General features: G+C 72.5%; 14 protein-coding genes. 9 read left to right on the top strand and 5 right to left on the bottom strand.

Annotated elements, in window-relative coordinates; all coding sequences use genetic code 11:
- The first annotated feature begins 1 nt into the window (after position 1).
- From ACX114_RS18285 to ACX114_RS18275, 3 genes are all read left to right on the top strand, one after another.
- The gene (locus ACX114_RS18285; RefSeq protein ID WP_459299447.1) at positions 2 to 1,474 is read left to right on the top strand and encodes a CHASE2 domain-containing protein; all 1,473 of its coding nucleotides are present in this window, start codon (positions 2 to 4) and stop codon (positions 1,472 to 1,474) included.
- A gap of 123 nt (positions 1,475 to 1,597) precedes the next feature.
- Positions 1,598 to 3,397: a diguanylate cyclase domain-containing protein gene (locus ACX114_RS18280; RefSeq protein WP_459299445.1), complete on the top strand. Its 1,800-nt coding sequence runs from the start codon at positions 1,598 to 1,600 to the stop codon at positions 3,395 to 3,397.
- A 133-nt stretch (positions 3,398 to 3,530) separates the two neighbouring features.
- Positions 3,531 to 4,562 carry an LLM class flavin-dependent oxidoreductase gene (locus ACX114_RS18275; protein WP_459299443.1) on the top strand — a complete coding sequence of 344 codons (1,032 nt, stop codon included), beginning with the start codon at positions 3,531 to 3,533 and terminating at the stop codon, positions 4,560 to 4,562.
- Here ACX114_RS18275 and ACX114_RS18270 read toward each other — a convergent pair.
- The 5 genes from ACX114_RS18270 to ACX114_RS18250 all read right to left on the bottom strand — a co-directional run bounded on the left by ACX114_RS18270 (position 4,513) and on the right by ACX114_RS18250 (position 10,487).
- On the bottom strand, positions 4,513 to 5,022 hold the full coding sequence (locus tag ACX114_RS18270) for a DUF6232 family protein (protein WP_459299441.1): 510 nt from the start codon (positions 5,020 to 5,022) through the stop codon (positions 4,513 to 4,515). The two genes, ACX114_RS18275 and ACX114_RS18270, sit on opposite strands and share 50 nt — an antisense overlap.
- A complete protein-coding gene (locus ACX114_RS18265; protein ID WP_459299439.1) occupies positions 5,015 to 5,377 on the bottom strand; it encodes a DNA-binding response regulator in 363 nt (120 codons plus the stop codon). Before ACX114_RS18265 ends, ACX114_RS18270 begins: the two co-directional genes overlap by 8 nt.
- Positions 5,378 to 5,499: 122 nt before the next feature.
- A complete protein-coding gene (locus tag ACX114_RS18260) occupies positions 5,500 to 6,927 on the bottom strand; it encodes a sensor histidine kinase (protein WP_459299437.1) in 1,428 nt (475 codons plus the stop codon).
- 85 nt (positions 6,928 to 7,012) lie between these two features.
- Positions 7,013 to 8,377 carry a sigma-54-dependent transcriptional regulator gene (locus tag ACX114_RS18255; RefSeq protein WP_459299435.1) on the bottom strand — a complete coding sequence of 455 codons (1,365 nt, stop codon included), beginning with the start codon at positions 8,375 to 8,377 and terminating at the stop codon, positions 7,013 to 7,015.
- On the bottom strand, positions 8,355 to 10,487 hold the full coding sequence (locus ACX114_RS18250; protein WP_459299433.1) for an ATP-binding protein: 2,133 nt from the start codon (positions 10,485 to 10,487) through the stop codon (positions 8,355 to 8,357). Before ACX114_RS18250 ends, ACX114_RS18255 begins: the two co-directional genes overlap by 23 nt.
- 199 nt (positions 10,488 to 10,686) lie before the next feature.
- Between ACX114_RS18250 and ACX114_RS18245 the strand changes: the two genes are divergently transcribed.
- The 6 genes from ACX114_RS18245 (at position 10,687) to ACX114_RS18220 (ending at position 16,902) form a co-directional block, all read left to right on the top strand.
- The gene (locus ACX114_RS18245; protein WP_459299431.1) at positions 10,687 to 11,370 is read left to right on the top strand and encodes a TetR/AcrR family transcriptional regulator; all 684 of its coding nucleotides are present in this window, start codon (positions 10,687 to 10,689) and stop codon (positions 11,368 to 11,370) included.
- Positions 11,367 to 12,167, top strand: a complete 801-nt coding sequence (locus tag ACX114_RS18240; protein ID WP_459299429.1) for a CoA transferase subunit A — start codon at positions 11,367 to 11,369, stop codon at positions 12,165 to 12,167. The genes ACX114_RS18245 and ACX114_RS18240 overlap by 4 nt, the downstream gene beginning before the upstream one ends.
- Positions 12,164 to 12,910, top strand: coding sequence for a CoA-transferase subunit beta (locus ACX114_RS18235; RefSeq protein ID WP_459299427.1), 747 nt, complete (start codon positions 12,164 to 12,166; stop codon positions 12,908 to 12,910). Before ACX114_RS18240 ends, ACX114_RS18235 begins: the two co-directional genes overlap by 4 nt.
- Before the next feature lie 46 nt (positions 12,911 to 12,956).
- Positions 12,957 to 13,994 (top strand): zinc-binding dehydrogenase, encoded by a 1,038-nt coding sequence (locus ACX114_RS18230; RefSeq protein WP_459299425.1) that lies wholly within the window; start codon positions 12,957 to 12,959, stop codon positions 13,992 to 13,994.
- Between the two features lie 42 nt (positions 13,995 to 14,036).
- On the top strand, positions 14,037 to 15,287 hold the full coding sequence (locus ACX114_RS18225; RefSeq protein WP_459299423.1) for a hydroxymethylglutaryl-CoA synthase family protein: 1,251 nt from the start codon (positions 14,037 to 14,039) through the stop codon (positions 15,285 to 15,287).
- Positions 15,288 to 15,879: 592 nt separating this feature from the next.
- The gene (locus ACX114_RS18220; protein WP_459299421.1) at positions 15,880 to 16,902 is read left to right on the top strand and encodes a ferritin-like domain-containing protein; all 1,023 of its coding nucleotides are present in this window, start codon (positions 15,880 to 15,882) and stop codon (positions 16,900 to 16,902) included.
- Position 16,903: the final 1 nt, after the last annotated feature.

The raw sequence follows: 16,903 nt of genomic DNA, 5'->3' as shown, positions 1-16,903 counted from the left end.
GATGACGCTGCCTGCTCGCGGTCCCAGGTCCACGTGGCTGTCCTCCCCCGCCCTGCCGCGATGGCTGGGCGTGGGCGTGGGCCTGCTGCTCGCGGTGGGCACGGCGGTGACGGGCGGCGCGCCGGGCCCGGGTGAGCGGGCCCTGTATGACTTCGCGGTGAGCCGGCTCTTGCCGTCGCTGCCTCCCACCGCGGACCTGGTGCTGGTGGAGGTGGATGACCGCGCGCTCGCGGCGCTGGGCGAGCGCTGGCCGCTGTCGCGCGCCACCTGGGCGAAGGCCTTCCAGGCGCTGGCGGCCTCCCGTCCCAACGCGGTGGTGGTGGACGTCCTCTTCGACGCGCCGGAGCCCCGCGACGCGCTGGAGCTGGGCGAGGACGTGCTGGAGCGCCTGCGCACCACGGGGCTCGCGGACACGCCCGCGGGCGCCTCGCTGGCCCGCGACCTGGAGGCGCGGCTGTACGCGCAGGACGGAGACGCGCGGCTCACGGAGGCCTTCTCCGGGGTGGGCACCGTCATCCTGGGCAGCATGGCGCTGGAGGAGGACACCGGCGGCGTGCCCGTGCAGGGAGATCCGCTGACGCCGGTGCCCCTGGACGCGGACCGGCTGCGGCTGGGTGCGAAGGGCCTGTCCACGAACCTGGCCCCGCTGCGGCTGGCGGCCTGGAGCAGCGGGACGCTGAACGTGCTGCCGGACCCGGACGGTGTCATCCGGCGCTATCCCTATGCCATGCGGGTGGGCGGCAAGGCGTGGCCCTCGCTCGCGCTGGCGACGGCGCTGCGCCTGTGGCCGGAGCGCTCGGAGGCGCTGTTGCGCGTGGCGTCCACCGACGACGGCGCGCCCCTGATGCGGCTGCCCGCGCCGGACTGGCTGCCGCGCTTGAGCCTGGCGGACGTGCTGGCCGCGGGGCCGTCCTCGGTGGGGCTGGACCTGGCGCTCCGGGAGAAGACGGTGTTCGTGGGCGTCACCGCCACGGGGCTGCACGGCCAGAGCACCCTGCCCGGCCAGCTCGCGGTGCCGGGCGTGGAGATCCACGCCTTCGCGATGGACAACCTGCGCACCGGCCGGGTGCTGCGGGCCACGTGGCCGGCGGAGCTCCTGGGCCTGGTGGAGACGGCGCTGGTGCTGGGCCTGCTCCTGTGGCGCAGGGGCCGCGCGAGGAGCCTGGGCGCGGTGGTGGCCCAGGCCGCGCTGCTCATCGTCGCGCACACGGTGTTCGTGGGCTGGCTCCTGGCGGACCCGGGCTGGGTGGTGCCGCTCCTGCCCGCCGTCGTGGGCGTGGCGCTGGTGACGCTGGCGGAGGCCGTGGCGCGCACCGAGGACCTCCAGCGGCAGAGCGGCGCCCTCAAGCGACTGTTCGGCCGGTTCCCCCGGGAGACGGCCCCTTCGCCGTCCGAAGCGCGCGATGCAGAAGCGCCCCCGGGCGCGGCGGACCCAGGGGCGTCCCGTTCGCTGCCGGGTGGTCCCCGGTCCTGACGCGGGCGCTCGTGGAAATCCACGAGGGTGACTCGCACCGTCGGCCCATGGACGAGCGGCCCTGGCCTGGACAAAGGGCCGGGTACGCAACGGCGACGCGCGTGGCAGCATGAGCGGAACGACATGCCCCGCTACGCCCTCATCGCCGAACCGGATCGCCACCGTGCCGCGAGCCTGCTCGCGCTCGCGCAACAAGAAGGGCTGGAGGGCGTGGTGGCGCGCGATGGCGCGGAGGCCCAGGAGCTGGTGCGCCTGCGCGGCTCGCCCACGCTGCTGGTGACGGACCTGGCGCTGCCCCGGCTGGACGGGTTCGCGCTGCTGGCGTGGCTGCGGGGCCGCTCGGATGCGCGTCACACGGCGGTGATGGTGGTGACGGCGTTCGACGAGCTGCGCGTGCGCGCCTGGCAGCTCAAGGACGCGCTGGGCATCCACGCGCTGCTCAGCCGGCGCGCGGGGCCGGAGGCGATGCGCGACGGCCTACGGCGCGCGCTCGCGGGTCAGCTCGCGGGCCATGGCCAGCTGGAGGTCGACGCGGACGAGGAGAAGCGGCGGCTCGCGCGCATCGACGATCTGAAGCTGGTGGATCCAACCCTTCCCGACAAGGAGCTCCAGGACCTGGTGGCGGAGGTGGCGCAGGCCTTTGGCGTGCCCGTCGCGCTGCTGACGCTGGTGCTGGGGGAGAAGCAGTGGTTCAAGGCGCACGTGGGGCTGCCCGCGGCGCTCGCGAAGGACCGGGGCACGCCGCGCGACTGGGCCTTCTGCCACCACGTGGTGCAGGGCCGCGAGGCCCTGGTGGTGCCGGACGCCACGCGCCACCCGGTGTTCCGCGACAACCCGCTGGTGCGCGACGGCATCGTCGGCAGCTACGCGGGCGCGCCGCTCATCACCTCCACGGGAGAGGTGCTGGGCTCACTGTGCGTCATCGACACGCGCCCGCTGATGCTGGGCCCGGAGGACCTCGCGGCGCTCCGGGAGCTGGCGGGCCGCGTGGCGGAGAACCTGGAGCACACCGCGGCGCAGGGACGGGCCCGCTCCGCCCTCCCGCGTCCCCAGGGGGCGGCGGAGCCGGTGCTCACCGAGGCGGCGGCGCTGGCGCTGGTGCGCGAGGCGATGAGCGCCCTGGAGGTGCCCGTGCTGGTGGTGGCGCCGGGCCGCAAGCCCTTCGCCGCCAACACGGCCCTGGCGGAGCTGCTGGGGCTGCCGGAGGAGCGGCTTTCGGGCATGGCCTTCGATTCGCTGTGCCAGCACATCGCCAGCCTGACCGCGGACCCCGGCGGCACGCTGCGGCAACTGGACCTGGCGGCGGAGAGCTCGCGCGGGCTGCACCTGACGCTGTCGCTGGAGCGGCCCCGTCCGCGCGTGGTGCGCTGGGTGGCGCGGCCCTTCCTGGTGCCCGGGGGCATCGCGCAGCTCCTGTCGCTGATGGACCTGGGCATCGGCGCGGACCTGAAGGGCACACGCGAACGGCTGTTACGGCAGGACGCGCTCACGGGGCTGGACACCCGGCGCCTGGGCGAGGAGCGGCTGGCCAAGGAGATTGGCCGCTGCCGCCGGGAGGGCCTGCCCCTCAGCCTGCTCCTGGTGGACCTGGTGGACCTGGGCACCGTCAACCGCACGCGCGGCTACGACGCCGGGGACGTGGCGCTGCGCGAGCTGGCCCGGCACGCGGAGGGCCTCTGTCCTCCCCCGGGCTTCGTGGTGCGCTGGACGGGGGACACCCTCCTGCTCGCGCTGCCCGGAGCGGACGCCGTGAGCGCGGAGGCCGCGCGCCAGCAGCTCCACGACGTCCCCGGCCAGCCCGCGTGCGTGTCCATCGCCGTGACGGTCCGGGGCGAGGAGGATCCTCACGGCACCCTGGACCGGGCGCACGCCGCGCTGGTCCGGGCGAAGGCGGAGCGCAAGGCCGCCCCCCCGCACGACTGAAAGCCGGGCTGATGGGTGGGATGGCCTCCGACTGGGAGGCTGGAGGGCCTGGGGGGTCTCAATGGCGTGAAAACCCCGAGGGCCCTGGCTATCGAAGGGCTTTTCCGCCCCCCGTGGCGCGAGGGTCCCCCCGATGATCCCCTTCTCCGTCCTCGACCTGTCCCCCGTCATCTCCGGGGGTGATGCCAGCCTGGCCCTCCGCAACAGCCTGGACCTGGCCCGCCACGCGGAGGCCCTGGGCTACAAGCGCTTCTGGCTGGCCGAGCACCACAACATGACGGGCATCGCCAGCGCGGCCACGTCGGTGGTCATCGGGTACGTGGCGGGGGGCACGAAGACGATTCGCGTGGGCGCGGGCGGCGTCATGCTGCCCAACCACGCGCCGCTCATCATCGCGGAGCAGTTCGGCACGCTGGAGACGCTCTACCCCGGCCGCATCGACCTGGGCCTGGGCCGCGCGCCGGGGACGGATCAGCGCACCTCCGCCGCCCTGCGCCGGGGACTGGGCGGCGCGGACAGCTTCCCGCAGGACGTGGTGGAGCTGCAGAACTACTTCAAGGAGGCCACGCCGACGCAGGTCGTGCGCGCGGTGCCGGGCGCGGGCCTGCACGTGCCGCTGTGGCTGCTGGGCTCCAGCACCTTCAGCGCGCAGCTGGCCGCGGCCCTGGGGCTGCCCTTCGCGTTCGCGTCGCACTTCGCGCCCGCGCAGATGATGAGCGCGCTGCACCTGTACCGCACGCAGTTCCGGCCGTCGGACGTGCTCCAGAAGCCGTACGCGATGATTGGCGTGAACGTCTTCGCCGCGGACACGGACAAGGAGGGCCAGCGCCTCTTCACGTCGCTGCTCCAGGCCTTCCTCAACCTGCGCCGGGGCCGGCCGGGCCCGCTCCTGCCGCCGGTGGACAGCCTGGATGGTCAGCTCAACGAGATGGATCTGGCGGAGATCGAACACATGCTGGCGTGCACCGTGGTGGGCTCGCCGGACAGCGTGCGCGAAGGCCTCCAGTCGCTCCTGGAGCAGACCGGGGCCGACGAGCTGATGGTGACCGCGCAGATCTACGACCACGCGGCGAGGCTGCGCTCCTTCGAGATCGTCTCTCAGGTGCGCGAGCAGCTCACGGCCGCTGACACGCGGCCCGCACCGTCCCCGCAAGCCGCGCGATGAGCTGGGCGTCGTGGCTGCCGAAGACGCGGCGCGAGCCGCCCGGCAGCCCCAGCACCAGGTAGTGGGTGTCCTCCACCACGAGCAGCGCGGCCATGGACGCGAAGAGGCCCAGGGCGGTGACGACGAGCCCCGCCTCGTACGCGCCCTTCAGGGCCGACACGCTGACGGACAGCCAGGACAAGAGCGGCAGCCCCAGCGCGCCGGCCAGCCCCACCGCGAGCAGGTAGGGCCACACCTTCGGGGTGCGTCGCGCCGTCTCCACCTGGAGCACGTCGCGCAGCGCCCAGCTCTGGCCGCCCACGACGAGCCGCTCGGCGGTGACGCGGACCTGACCGGCCTGGAAGAGGGAGGTCTCCCCCACATCCGACACCGGCTCCGGCGCGGCCACCGGGCGGCGCTCCACTTCACGCAGGGGGACAACGGGGCGCAGCACGGTGACGACGGCCATCGGTTCACCCATGGGTGGTCTCCAACAGAGGAAAGTGCGAGCGCAGGAGGGCGCGAAGCTCATCGAGCGGGCGGCCCAGCGCGAAACATGCCCGGGCCCCCTGACACAGGGCGTGGGACACCAGGCGCTCGTCCGCGAAGGGCAGGAGGACGACGACGGGCGCGGTGGCGGCGCAGTCCCGCGCATGCGTCAGCACCGGGAGGATGGCCTCCCCGCGCTCCACGTGCGCCAGCACCAGGTCCGGCCGGGCCGCGTCCCCCGCGTCCAGGAACAGCGCGATGCCCAGGTCGCCCAGCACGTCCGCCAGCAGCGAGGCCAGGGACTCATCCGCACCGAGCAGCAAGGCCCGGGTTGTGCGCAGGGACACCACGGTCCCACGTCACAGCAAGCTACATGCCGGAACCACCGTCCCCCGGGGCCGCCGAGTGATCACCCGTGGACCGTGGCAATCCGCCAGCCCCCCGTGGCGCATTGCCACGCGGGCCTGGCTCAGGGGGCTGGGGCCTGGACGTCGTATGGCGGCGGGGGGACGTCCCAGGAGGAAGCGCCCGCATGCGGCAGCTCGAACCAGAACGTGCTCCCCTTCCCGCGCGTGGACGTGACACCCACCCGCCCCCCGTGCCCCTCCACCAGCTTCTTGACGGTCGCGAGCCCCAGCCCGAGCCCTTCGGCGATGGCGCTGCTCCCCTTGACGCGAAAGTAGGGCTCGAACAGGGAGGGCAGGAGCTCCGGCGTGATGCCCGGCCCCGTGTCGCTGACGCTGGTGCGAATGAAGGCCCCCGCGTCCTCCACGCGGAGGGTGACCCGCCGGGTCGTCGCGTCGCCCATGTACTTGATGGCGTTGCGGATCAGGTTGCCGAGCAGGCTCAGGTAGACGCCGGTGCTGCAAGCCACCAGGACCGGCGGAACGGGCTCGTGACGCAGCTCGATGCCGGCCTGCTCCGTCTCCGCCGCGAAGCCGCCCAGCAGGTCGGTGATGATGGCCCGGGGTTCGGCCCGGGCACCGGGATCCGGCCGGGCTCCGGAGCGGGCGAAATCCAGGAGCGCTCCGGTGATGGCATCCGCCCGCGAGAGGCTCCGGATGATGCGTCTGAAGGGCGCGCGAGAGGACTCCTCCGGGGCCTTGCGCAAGCCGAGCTCCGCGGCCATCCGGGCCGAGGACAGCGGGTTGCGGATGTCGTGCGCGACGCGGCCCGCGAACTGCTCCAGCTCCTCCGCTCGCGCTTCGACGAACTTCGTGTGCGCGTCCGCGAGCGCGCGGCGTCCTTGCAGCTCGCGATAGAGCAACCACCCCACGACCCCGGCCAGGATGCCGCACACCGCGTGGAGGCTCGCGCTCAGCCACACGGCCTCGCGGCGCGCTTCACGGATGCGCTCCGCCAGCTCCCGTCCCCGGACCGCGTTCCATTCGATGGAGCGCGTGATGTTCTCGAGGAGGTGCCGGCCCGGGGGCTCGACGTCCTGTTCGAACAGCGCCCCCTCCGTCCCCTCCGGCAGGGAGGCTGCGTCCGCGCGGGCCTTCGTGACCGCGGCTTCGAAGCGCGACCACGACTCCTGCACGTCTTGCCTCACGGCCTGCTCGCCTGGGAGGGGCGTCAGGCCCAGGTACTCGTCAATGCCCGCCCTGGCCTCCGACAAGGCCGTCTCCAGCTCCCGGTCCAGCGCCCCCCGGTGCGTCGGCTCGTTGATGAACCGGGCGAGGACCAGCTCGGCCTCCAGCACGGCCCTGCGGACGAGCGCGAGGTGCTCGATGCTCGGCGCCGAGTTGTGGATGATCTCCTTGGAGAGATCGCTGATGACCACGGACGATCGCTGGACGATCAGAGTGGCCGCGAAGAAGCTGCCCACGACGGCGGCGAAGGCGAGGAAGAGCAGCTTCCACGACACTTCGGTCCCGGCGGGGCGAGGCGTGGGCATACCCATTCCATGGTCTCCCCCTGCCCCCGCGGCAACCCGGCGGAGGCCTTCCCACGGACGTTCGTGCGGCCGCCTGGATGTCCGCTCAGCGCTCCCGTTCGCGGCGGTGGATGGTGGACACATCGATGCCCAGCAGCTCCGCGGCGCGGGTCTTGTTCCCACCGCAGTGCTGGACCATCCAGTGGATGTACTCTCCCTCCAGCTTGCGCAGGGTCCACACGCCCTCTTGAGCCTGGGCGAGCGGCGCCGCCGGCTCCGACACTGGCGCGTGGGGCCGCAGGTCCTCCAGCGTCACCGTCTCCCGGGGGACGAGCACCACCAGCCGCTCCACCAGGTTCTCCAACTCGCGCACGTTGCCCGGCCAGGGCATGGCGCCCAGCGCGGCCACCACCTCCGGTGCCAGCGACGTCACGCGGGAGCGCGGGTTGCGCGCGCGGGAACGGGCGGTGAAGTGCTCCACGAGCTGTGGGATGTCCTCCCGGCGCTCCTTCAGCGAAGGCACCCGCAGCGTGACGACGTTGAGCCGGTAGAAGAGGTCGGCGCGGAAGCGCCCCTCCCGCACGCGCGCCTCCAGGTCCTGGTGCGTGGCGGCGATGACGCGCACATCCACGGTGCGGCTGGCATCCGAGCCCACCGCGCGCACCTCGCCGTCCTCCAGCACGCGCAAGAGCCGCGCCTGGAGCTCCGTGGGCATGTCGCCAATCTCGTCCAGGAACAGCGTGCCGCCGTGCGCCTCCACGAACAGGCCGCGCCGCACGGACGTGGCCCCGGTGAAGGCGCCCTTCACGTGGCCGAACAGCTCGCTCTCCAGCAGCGGCCCCGGCAGCGCGGTGCAGTTGACGGCGACGAAGGGGTTGGACGCGCGCGGGCCCTCGACGTGGAGCGCGCGGGCCACCAGCTCCTTGCCGCTGCCGCTCTCGCCCCGGAGCAGCACCGGGGCCGCCGCGTGCGCCACCCGGTCGATGAGCTCGTACAGCCCTCGCATGGGCGCGCTCTTGCCCACCAGCGCGCCCAGGCCGGAGCGCTCCTGCGACGCCTGCTTCAGCGCCCGGTGCTCCGCGCGCAGCCGGCGGTCCTCCAGCGCACGGCCCAGGTACAGCCGCACCTCGTCCAGGCGGAAGGGCTTGGTGAAGTAGTGGTACGCGCCCCGGCGCATCGCCTCCACCGCGCTCTCCACGCCGCCGAAGGCCGTCATCAAGAGCACGGGCAGCTCCGGGTCCACCGCGCGGGCGGCGTCCAGCACGTCCAGGCCGTCCACCTTCTCCATGCGCAGGTCGGTCAACACCGCGTCGTACACGCGCGAGCGGATGAGCGTCAGCGCCTCCTGCCCGCCCGTGGCCAGGTCCACCGTCCAGCCCGCGTCGGCCAGGGGCTCCTGGAGCATGCGCCCCATCTCCACGTGGTCGTCCACCACGAGGATGCGCGCGTCAGACGGCAAGTCGCTCGGCATTTCGTTCCTCTGGGACAGCGCGGGCCACCGGCCACAGCACGGTGACGCGGGTGCCCTGCCCCGGCGTGCTCTCCAGCTCCACCCGTCCGCCGTGGTTGCGCACGACGTGGGCCACCATCGTCAGCCCCAGCCCCGTGCCCTGCCCGCGCTTCTTCGTCGTGAAGAACGGGTCGAACACCTGGTTGAGGCGCTCCTTCGGAATCCCGCATCCGTCGTCACGCACGGTGAGCGCGACCAGGCCCCACGTGCCCTCCTCCGGGCCCGCCAGCGCGGAGGCGGAGACCTCCACCTTCCCGCCCTCGTTGCACGCATCGCAGGCATTGAGCGCGAGGTTGATGAGCACCTGCTGGAGCTGATCCGCGTCCGCCGCCAGCGAGGGCACGGACTCCGGCACGTCCACGCTCAAGCTCACCCGCCGTCGCTCCGCCTCCACCTGCAACAGCTCGTGCACGCTGCGGACGAGCGGCCCCAGCGCCACCGGCCGCACCATCGCCGGTTGCAGGCGGGAGAAGTCCAGCAACTGGCGCAGCGTGCGGCTCACCCGGTCGATCTGCTCGACGATGACGCCCAGCCCCGGCCCTTGAGGATGCGAAGGGCCCAGCTTGCTCTGCACGTACTCCGCCCGGCCGCGCACCACGCCCAGCGGCGTGCCGATTTCATGCGCGATGCCCGCCGCCAGCACGCCCACCGTGGCCAGCTTCTCCGCGCGGAGCAACTGCGTCTCCAGCGCGCGCACGTCGCTCAGGTCCTCCACCACCAGGAGCGCGCGCGTCTCCTCCTTGGGGTCCTCCGCGGTCAGCGGCACCGCGTGCAGGTTGTACGTGCCTTCCTCTCCGAAGAGCGCCAGCGGTTCACCCAGCAGGCTCAGCGGCCGGTCCTCCTGCCGCGCGGACGCCACCAGCGCGGACAGCCGCTCCACCACCGGCGCCGCCGCCCCCGGGAACGCGGACGCCAGCGGCGCGCCCGTCACGTTGCCGGGCACTCGCGAGCGCAGGGCCTGGTTGACGGCGCTGATCCGCCCGTCCTCCGTCAGCGCGAGTACGCCCGTGGGCAGGTGGTCCAGAATCTTCCGCGTCCGGTCATGGAGCGCGGCGAGCTGGGCCGCGTGCCGGCGGCTCTCCCTCAGCGCCACCGCGCGCCGCCGCGCCAGCACCACGTACACCGCGAAGGCCACCAGGAAGAACGCCACCAGCGCGCCCGCGCCCAACAGCCGCACCACCAGCGACTGCTCGTGCGAACGCAGCGCCGCGGTGGACACCAGCGTCGCCACCGCCCAGTGGCTGCCGCCGCGAATGCGGATGGGCGTGTAGACGGCCACCACCTCCGCGCGCCCCATCCCCAGCCGCTCCGCCTCCTGCTCGGACAGGGGCAGCATGCCGCGCGCGCCGGCCTTCAGCCGGGACACCAGGAACGCGAAGCCCGGTACACCCGAGTCCTTCTGGCTCGCGCGGCCGAACCACTCCGCCAGGGCCGGGTCGCTCGCGGGCGTGGGCTGGCCGTGCGTGCCCACGAGCAGCATCCGCGCCTCCAGGTCCGACGTGACGATGCGCAGCGGCGCGAAGAACGACTCCGTGTCCACCAGCACCGCCACCGCGCCCTCGGGCTTGCCGTCCGTCGCGGGCAGCGCCGTGGCCAGGATGCGCAGCCAGCCGCCGTTGGCCGCGTCCAGGACGGGCGACGTGGTGAGGTCCCCCGGCGGACGCTGGAGCGCGCGGCGCGCCGTGCCGGCCATCTCCGCCACCAGCCCCTCGCGCGACACCTGCGGATCCGGCTTGCGGTCCAGGAGCAGCAGCCGCTCCGCGCCGTCGCCGTCGTACGCCGCGATGGCCTTGTACTGGCCCACCGCCTCCAGCAGCGCGCGCAGCTCCCGCCGGTGCTCCGCCAGGGTCCCCGGCTGGGACATCAGCTCGCCGGCGAAGCGCAGGTTCTTGCCCACCTCCTCTAACGAGTCCGTGACGCCGCCCACCGCCTCGTCCAACTGCTTCTGCCGGTCCCCCGCGAACTGCTCCACCAGGGTCGTCCGGCTGCGCTTCACGAGCGTCCAGACCCCCACCCCCACGCTCGCCAGCGCGGCGCACAAGAGGAGGATGGGCAGGAGCGTGGACCGCATGGGTGACCCGCAACCTAACCCGTTGGGTGGGCCCAAGTCCTTGTTTCCAAAAGCTTTTGTCCCACCTGTCCCCCGGTACTTGCCCGTTGACGAACCGCGTCGCGGAGTGCTACCTACCGGTCGGTAGGTGAAGTGACCTACCGGTCGGTAGGTGGTTTCAGCCCGGCAGGAGCAGGCAGGCCGGCAAGGGAAGGCACGCATGACACCCACGGGGCGCAAACCGGACGAGGGCGAGCGGTACAGGGCCATCCTGGAGACGGCGGCGCGGCTCATCTGCGAGCGCGGCTACGAGGGCACGTCGATGCAGGAGATCGCCGCCGCGTGCCGGATGACCAAGGCGGGGCTCTACCACCACATCCAGAACAAGGAGCAGTTGCTCTTCGCCATCATGAACTACGGGATGGACGTGTTCGAGGAGCAGGTCCTCGCGCCCGTTCAGGACGTGGCGGATCCGGTGGAGCGGCTGCGCCAGTGCATGCGGCAGAACATCCACCTGGTGACGAGCGGCCGCAGCAAGGAGGTCATCATCATCCTCCACGAGCACGCCACGCTCACCGGTGAAGCGCGCGAGTACATCGACCGGCGCAAGAAGCGCTACGTGCGCTTCCTGGAGGATGCGTTCGCGGAGGCCAACCGCCTGGGCCGCCTGCGCGGCGTGGTGGACCCCACCGTCGCGGCCTTCTCGTTCCTGGGGATGATCCTCTGGGTCTACAAGTGGTTCAAGCCGGACGGGCGCCTCACCGAGGAGCAGATCGCCGACGGCATGGTGGAGCTGCTCTTTCCCTCCGCCGCTTCGGCCGTGAGCGCTCCGGCCCCTTCGACTGAAGACGCGCCCGCGCTGCGCATGGTGCCGCGCACGGCCTCCGGGGAGGAGCCCCAGTGAACCGCGCCCGTTGGAGTTCCCTGTCGGAGGCGGTGGCCTCCATCCCGGACGGCGCGTCGCTCGCGGCCGGCGGGTTCATGCTGGGCCGCGCGCCCATGGCGCTGGTGCTGGAGTTGGTGGCGCAGGAGAAGCGCGGCCTGCAGCTCATCTCCCTCCCCAACCCGCTGCCGGCGGAGTTCCTGGTGGCGGGCGGGTGCCTCAAGCGCGTGGAGCTGCCCTTCGGCGCGCTGGTGCTGGAGAACCGCGTGCGCCCCCTGCCCTGCCTCAAGCGGGCCATCGAGGCGGGCGAGATTGAGTGGCGCGAGCACGACGGCTACCGCGTGGTGCAGCGGCTGCGCGCGGCGTCCATGGGGCTGCCCTTCATCCCCGCGCCGGACGCGGACGTGTCGGAGCTGGCGGAAGTGGACGCGCCGCGCACGGTGGAGGATCCGTTCACGGGCCGCCGCGTGCCGGTGGAGCCCGCGTACTACCCGGACGTCGCGCTCATCCACGCGCGGGCGGCGGACGACAAGGGCAACCTGCTGATCGAGGACCCCACCACGGACCTGCTCGTCGCAGGCGCGGCGAAGCGGATCATCGCCACGGTGGAGGAGCGCGTGCCGAAGCTGTCGCGCGTCACCCTCCCCGCCTTCCAGGTGGAGCGCGTGGTGCTCGCCCCCGGCGGTGCGCTGCCCACGGGCTGCCTGGGCCAGTACCCGCATGACGACGCGATGCTCGCGGCCTACCTGGCCGCGGCGGATGCGGGCGACGCGAAGGGCTTCCTCATGTCGCTGCGCGCGACGCGGAGCGCGGCATGACGACGACGACGGTGGACGCGACGCCCGCGGAGACGGTGGTGTCGCTGCTGGCGCGGGAGATTGAAGACGGGTCGGTGGTGGCCACGGGCGTGGCGTCGCCGCTGGTCATCCTGGCCATCGCGGTGGCCCGGGCCACGCATGCGCCGGGGCTGACGTACCTGGCGTGTGTCGGTTCGTTGGATCCGGCGCTGCCGGAGCTGTTCCCCTCGTCCGAGGACCTGCGCTACCTGGACGGCCGGTCCGCGGAGGTGAGCATCGCGGACCTGTTCGACCACGCGCGGCGCGGCCGGGTGGACACGGTCTTCTTTGGCGCGGCGGAGGTGGACCCTGCGGGCCGCACCAACATGACGGCGTCCGGCAGCCTGGACAAGCCGCGCACCAAGTTCCCCGGCGTGGCGGGCGCGGCGACCTTGCGCCAGTGGGTGAAGAACCCCGTGCTGCTGGTGCCCCGGCAGTCGCGGCGCAACCTGGTCCCCCAGGTCCAGGTGGCCACGACGCGCGACCCCAGCCGTCCGGTGCGGCTCATCTCCGACCTGGGCACGTATGAGCTGGGCGGGCCCCGTGGTGCGCGGCTGCTGGCGCGTCACCCCTGGGCCACGGTGGACGGCATCGCCGAGCGGACCGGCTTCGAGTTCTCGGTGCCGGACGCCCTGCCCGTCACCTCCCTTCCGGACGCGCGCACGGTGTCGGCCATCCGCGCACTGGACCCTCGCAACCTGCGCGACGCGCTCGTCGGCGGCTGAAGCACATCTCCCCCAACCTTCAAGCAGCACGGAAAAGAGGCACCGCATGGAAGCCGTCGTTCTTCGCCAGTTTGGGAGTGCAGAAAACCTGCGTCTGGAGACCCTGCCGGTTCCCCGGCCGGGCAAGGGCGAGGTGCTGCTGAAGGTCCACGCGTGCGGCGTCTGCTACCACGACGTCATCAACCGCCGCGGCAACCTGCCCCGCACGCACGTGCCCGCCATCCTGGGGCACGAGGCCGCGGGCGAGGTCGTCGAGGTGGGCCCGGACACGGTGGGCTGGAAGGTGGGCGACCGCGCGGCGACGCTCCAGCGCATGTCCTGCGGCGAGTGCGCGCTGTGCCTCTCCGGCCGCAACAGCCTGTGCAAGACGGACAACCGCTTCTTCGGCGAGGAGCTCCAGGGCGGCTACGCGCAGTTCATGGTGGCCCCGGTGCGAGGCCTGGGCCGCGTGCCGTCCGACCTGCCCTGGGCGGTGGCCGCGACGGTGTGCTGCACGCTGGGCACCGCCGTGCACACGCTGCGCACGCGGGCGAAGGTGAAGGCCGGTGAGACGGTGCTGATCACGGGCGCCAGCGGCGGCGTGGGCCTGGCGGCCGTGCAGCTGGCCAAGGTGGACGGGGCGCGCGTCATCGCCATCACGTCCGGCGAGGCGAAGGTCGCCGCCCTCAAGGAGGCCGGCGCGGACGAGGTGATCGTCTCGCGCGGCCTGGACTTCGGGTCGGAGGCGCGCAAGCGCACGCAGGGCCAGGGCGTGGACGTGGCGGTGGAGATCGTCGGCAGCGCCACGTTCGACCAGACGCTCAAGGCCATGGCGCCCGGTGGACGCGTGGTGGTGGTGGGCAACCTGGAGTCCGGGGTGGTGAACCTCAACCCGGGCCTGGTCATCGTGAAGGAGCTGGAGATCCTGGGCGCGTACGCGACGACACGCGAGGAGCTGGACGAGTCGCTGCGGCTGACGGCCAAGGGCCTCATCCGCCCCTTCGTGTCGGAAGAGGTGGCGCTGGCGGACGCGAGCCGCGCGCACTTCCGTCTGGAGAACCGGGAAGTGGCGGGCCGGCTGGTGCTGGTGCCCCCGGCGGCGTGAGGCCGTCTGGATTCATGACCTTTTGATCTTGAGGAGCTCCCCATGAAGAAGCGGGTTGGAATCGAAGCGCTGGCGGTGGCGGTCCCCCGGCGGTACGTGGACATTGAAGACCTGGCGCGGGCGCGCGGCGTGGACCCGGCGAAGTTCACCGCGGGCCTGGGCGCGAAGGAGATGGCGGTCAACGACCCGGGTGAGGACTCCGTGTCGCTGGCGGCCACGGCGGCCGCGCGCCTCATCCAGCAGCAGGGCGTGGACACGTCCAAGCTGGGCATGCTGGTGGTGGGCACGGAGACGGGCGTGGATCACTCCAAGCCCATCGCGTCGCACGTGCACGGCTTGCTGAAGCTGCCGCGCTCCATGCGCACGTTCGACTCGCAGCACGCGTGCTACGGCGGCACGGCGGGCCTGATGGCGGCGGTGGAGTGGATTGCGTCCGGCGCCGGGGCGGGCCGCTCCGCGCTGGTGGTGTGCACGGACATCGCGCGCTACGGCCTGAAGACGGCGGGCGAGCCCACGCAGGGCGGCGGCGCGGTGGCGCTGCTGGTGTCGGAGACGCCGGACCTGCTCGCGGTGGACGTGGGGCTCAACGGCGTGAGCACCGCGGACGTGTACGACTTCTGGCGGCCGGTGGGCCGGCGCGAGGCGCTGGTGGACGGGCACTACTCCATCACCTGCTACCTGGACGCCATGGCGGGCGCGTACCGGGGCTGGCGCGAGCGCGCCATGGAGCAGGGGCTGGTGCGCTGGGATTCGAAGCTGCCCAGCGAGCAGCTCTCGCGCATCCTCTACCACGTGCCCTTCTGCAAGATGGCACGCAAGGCGCACGCGCAGGTGCGGCTGTGCGACCTGGAGGATTCCGGCAACGGGCCGGCCACGCCGGAAGCGCGCGACGAGGCGGCGAAGTCGCAGGCCAGCTACGACGCGCAGGTGGCGAAGTCGCTGGGGCTGAACGCGCGGGTGGGCAACGTCTACACGGCGTCGCTGTACCTGGCGCTCGCGGGCCAGTTGCACGCGGAGGGCGTGGCGCTGGCGGGCCAGCGGATTGGCCTCTTGTCCTACGGCAGCGGTTCCTGCGCGGAGTTCTACTCCGGCGTCGTGGGTGAGAAGGCCGCGGAGCGCATGGCCCGCGCGGACCTGGACACGGTGCTGGCGAAGCGCGAGCGCGTGTCGGTGGAGGAGTACGAGCGGCTGATGAACCTGCCCTACGACGCGCCGGAGGCGATTGCCCCGGAGCCGGGCACGTTCCGGCTGGCGGAGATCCACGAGTTCCGCCGCAAGTACGCGGGGGCGTAAGACCTCACGGCGTCCTCTGAAGGCCCCACGGGCGATGCGCGCTTCCCAGCGTGCATCGCCCGTCTGCTTTTCAGGGGCACGGTTCCGGACCGGTTTGATAGGGTTTGGGGGCAGCGCAGGGGCCGGGCTGCCACCACGGGGGTTGTCATTGAACGCGGAGCGATTGCGGCGGCTGTTCGCCAGGGCATTGAAGGCATCGCTGGCCACGCCGCTAGTGATTGCCGGATGCCACGGCGAACGGCACGTGAAGCCGGACGTGCCCCCTGGACTCCTGGCGACGAACTACCGCCGGATCCGAGGGTGCGTGGACGCCCCCTTGAGAGAGGGCTACTCCTTCCCCGACGCGGTCCCCACGGTCGACAGGGCCTGGATCGTGCCCGCGCCAGACTTCGTTGAATTGAGGAGGTTCTCGTACACCTGGGAATTCGTCGTCAACAGGGCGCAACGCCGGCCACTCAATGGGCGCTTGCGAACCTCCTCCAACACGTATCGGAGCACGGGATTCAAGCCTGTCTTTTCCACGGGAAACGTCTGCGAGACCGCCGTCGACAAGGAGGCCTGTTGGGAGGTGCTCCAGGCGCAGGACGGAGGCTTGAAAGGCTTTGCAGCGGATTGCCGTGGGTTTCCCAAGTCCGAGTGCATTGCCTATTACCTCGTGACCACCCGGGGCGACGAGGTGAGGGTCTACAACACGACGGACTCTCTCAGGCAGGCGCTGGGCACCATCGACCGGGCGGAGGAGGCCGCCCTGCTGGCATTCGCGGCGGGCAACGACGTCTGCTCTCCCACCGAGTTCCCTCCAGCGGTCGGCGTCAACCCCGACGAGGGCTTCACCATCCTGGTCCAGCATGGCCACGACTGTGGTCCAGGGACCTGGTCGGCCCGGAAGCCGGTGCGCGTCTCGTCCTCGGGGGAGGTCGTCGAGTACGAGCCCATCATCGTCAAGTACGGCGACAGCGGCTGCTATCCCGGCAGAAGGCCCGTGGGACTCCAGGAGTCACGGGCTGAAGGCCACGGGGACGCCCGGGGCGCCTGGTTCGCCAATGCCGCCCGGCTGGAGGCCGCGTCCGTCCATGCCTTCCTCCGGCTGCGCGAGGAGCTGTCCCTGCACGGTGCGGGTCAGGCGTTGCAGGACGCGGCGCTCGCCAGCGCGCAGGACGAGGTCCGGCACGCGGAGGCCACCACCCGGCTCGCGCGTCGCTTCGGGGCCGAGCCTCCCCTGCCCTCCGTGGCCGACGTGCCGTTGAGGTCCTTGCGCGAGGTGCTGTTCGACAACGCCGTGGAGGGGTGCGTGCGAGAGACCTACAGCGCGCTGCTGGCCCACCATCAGGCGCTGCACGCGCGCGACCCGGAGATCCGCGAGGCCATGGCGCGCATCGCCGACGACGAGACCCGGCACGCGGGCCTGTCCTGGGACATCGACGCGTGGGCGGCGCCCAGGCTGTCCGAGGAGGAACGCTCCACCCTGCGAGAGGCCCGGCGCCAGGCGCTGGCCGTGCTGCGCGCGGAGATGGCCGTGCCGCTCGACCCCGGGCTCACCGCCGACGCCGGGCTGCCATCGCCCGAAGTCGCGGCGGCGCTTCTCGACTCACTGGAGCAGTCGCTCTGGGCCTGAG

The sequence above is a fragment of the Corallococcus sp. M7 genome (assembly GCF_054512695.1).
Note: the sequence above shows the minus strand (reverse complement) of the source record. Positions and strands in the feature narration are given on the sequence as shown.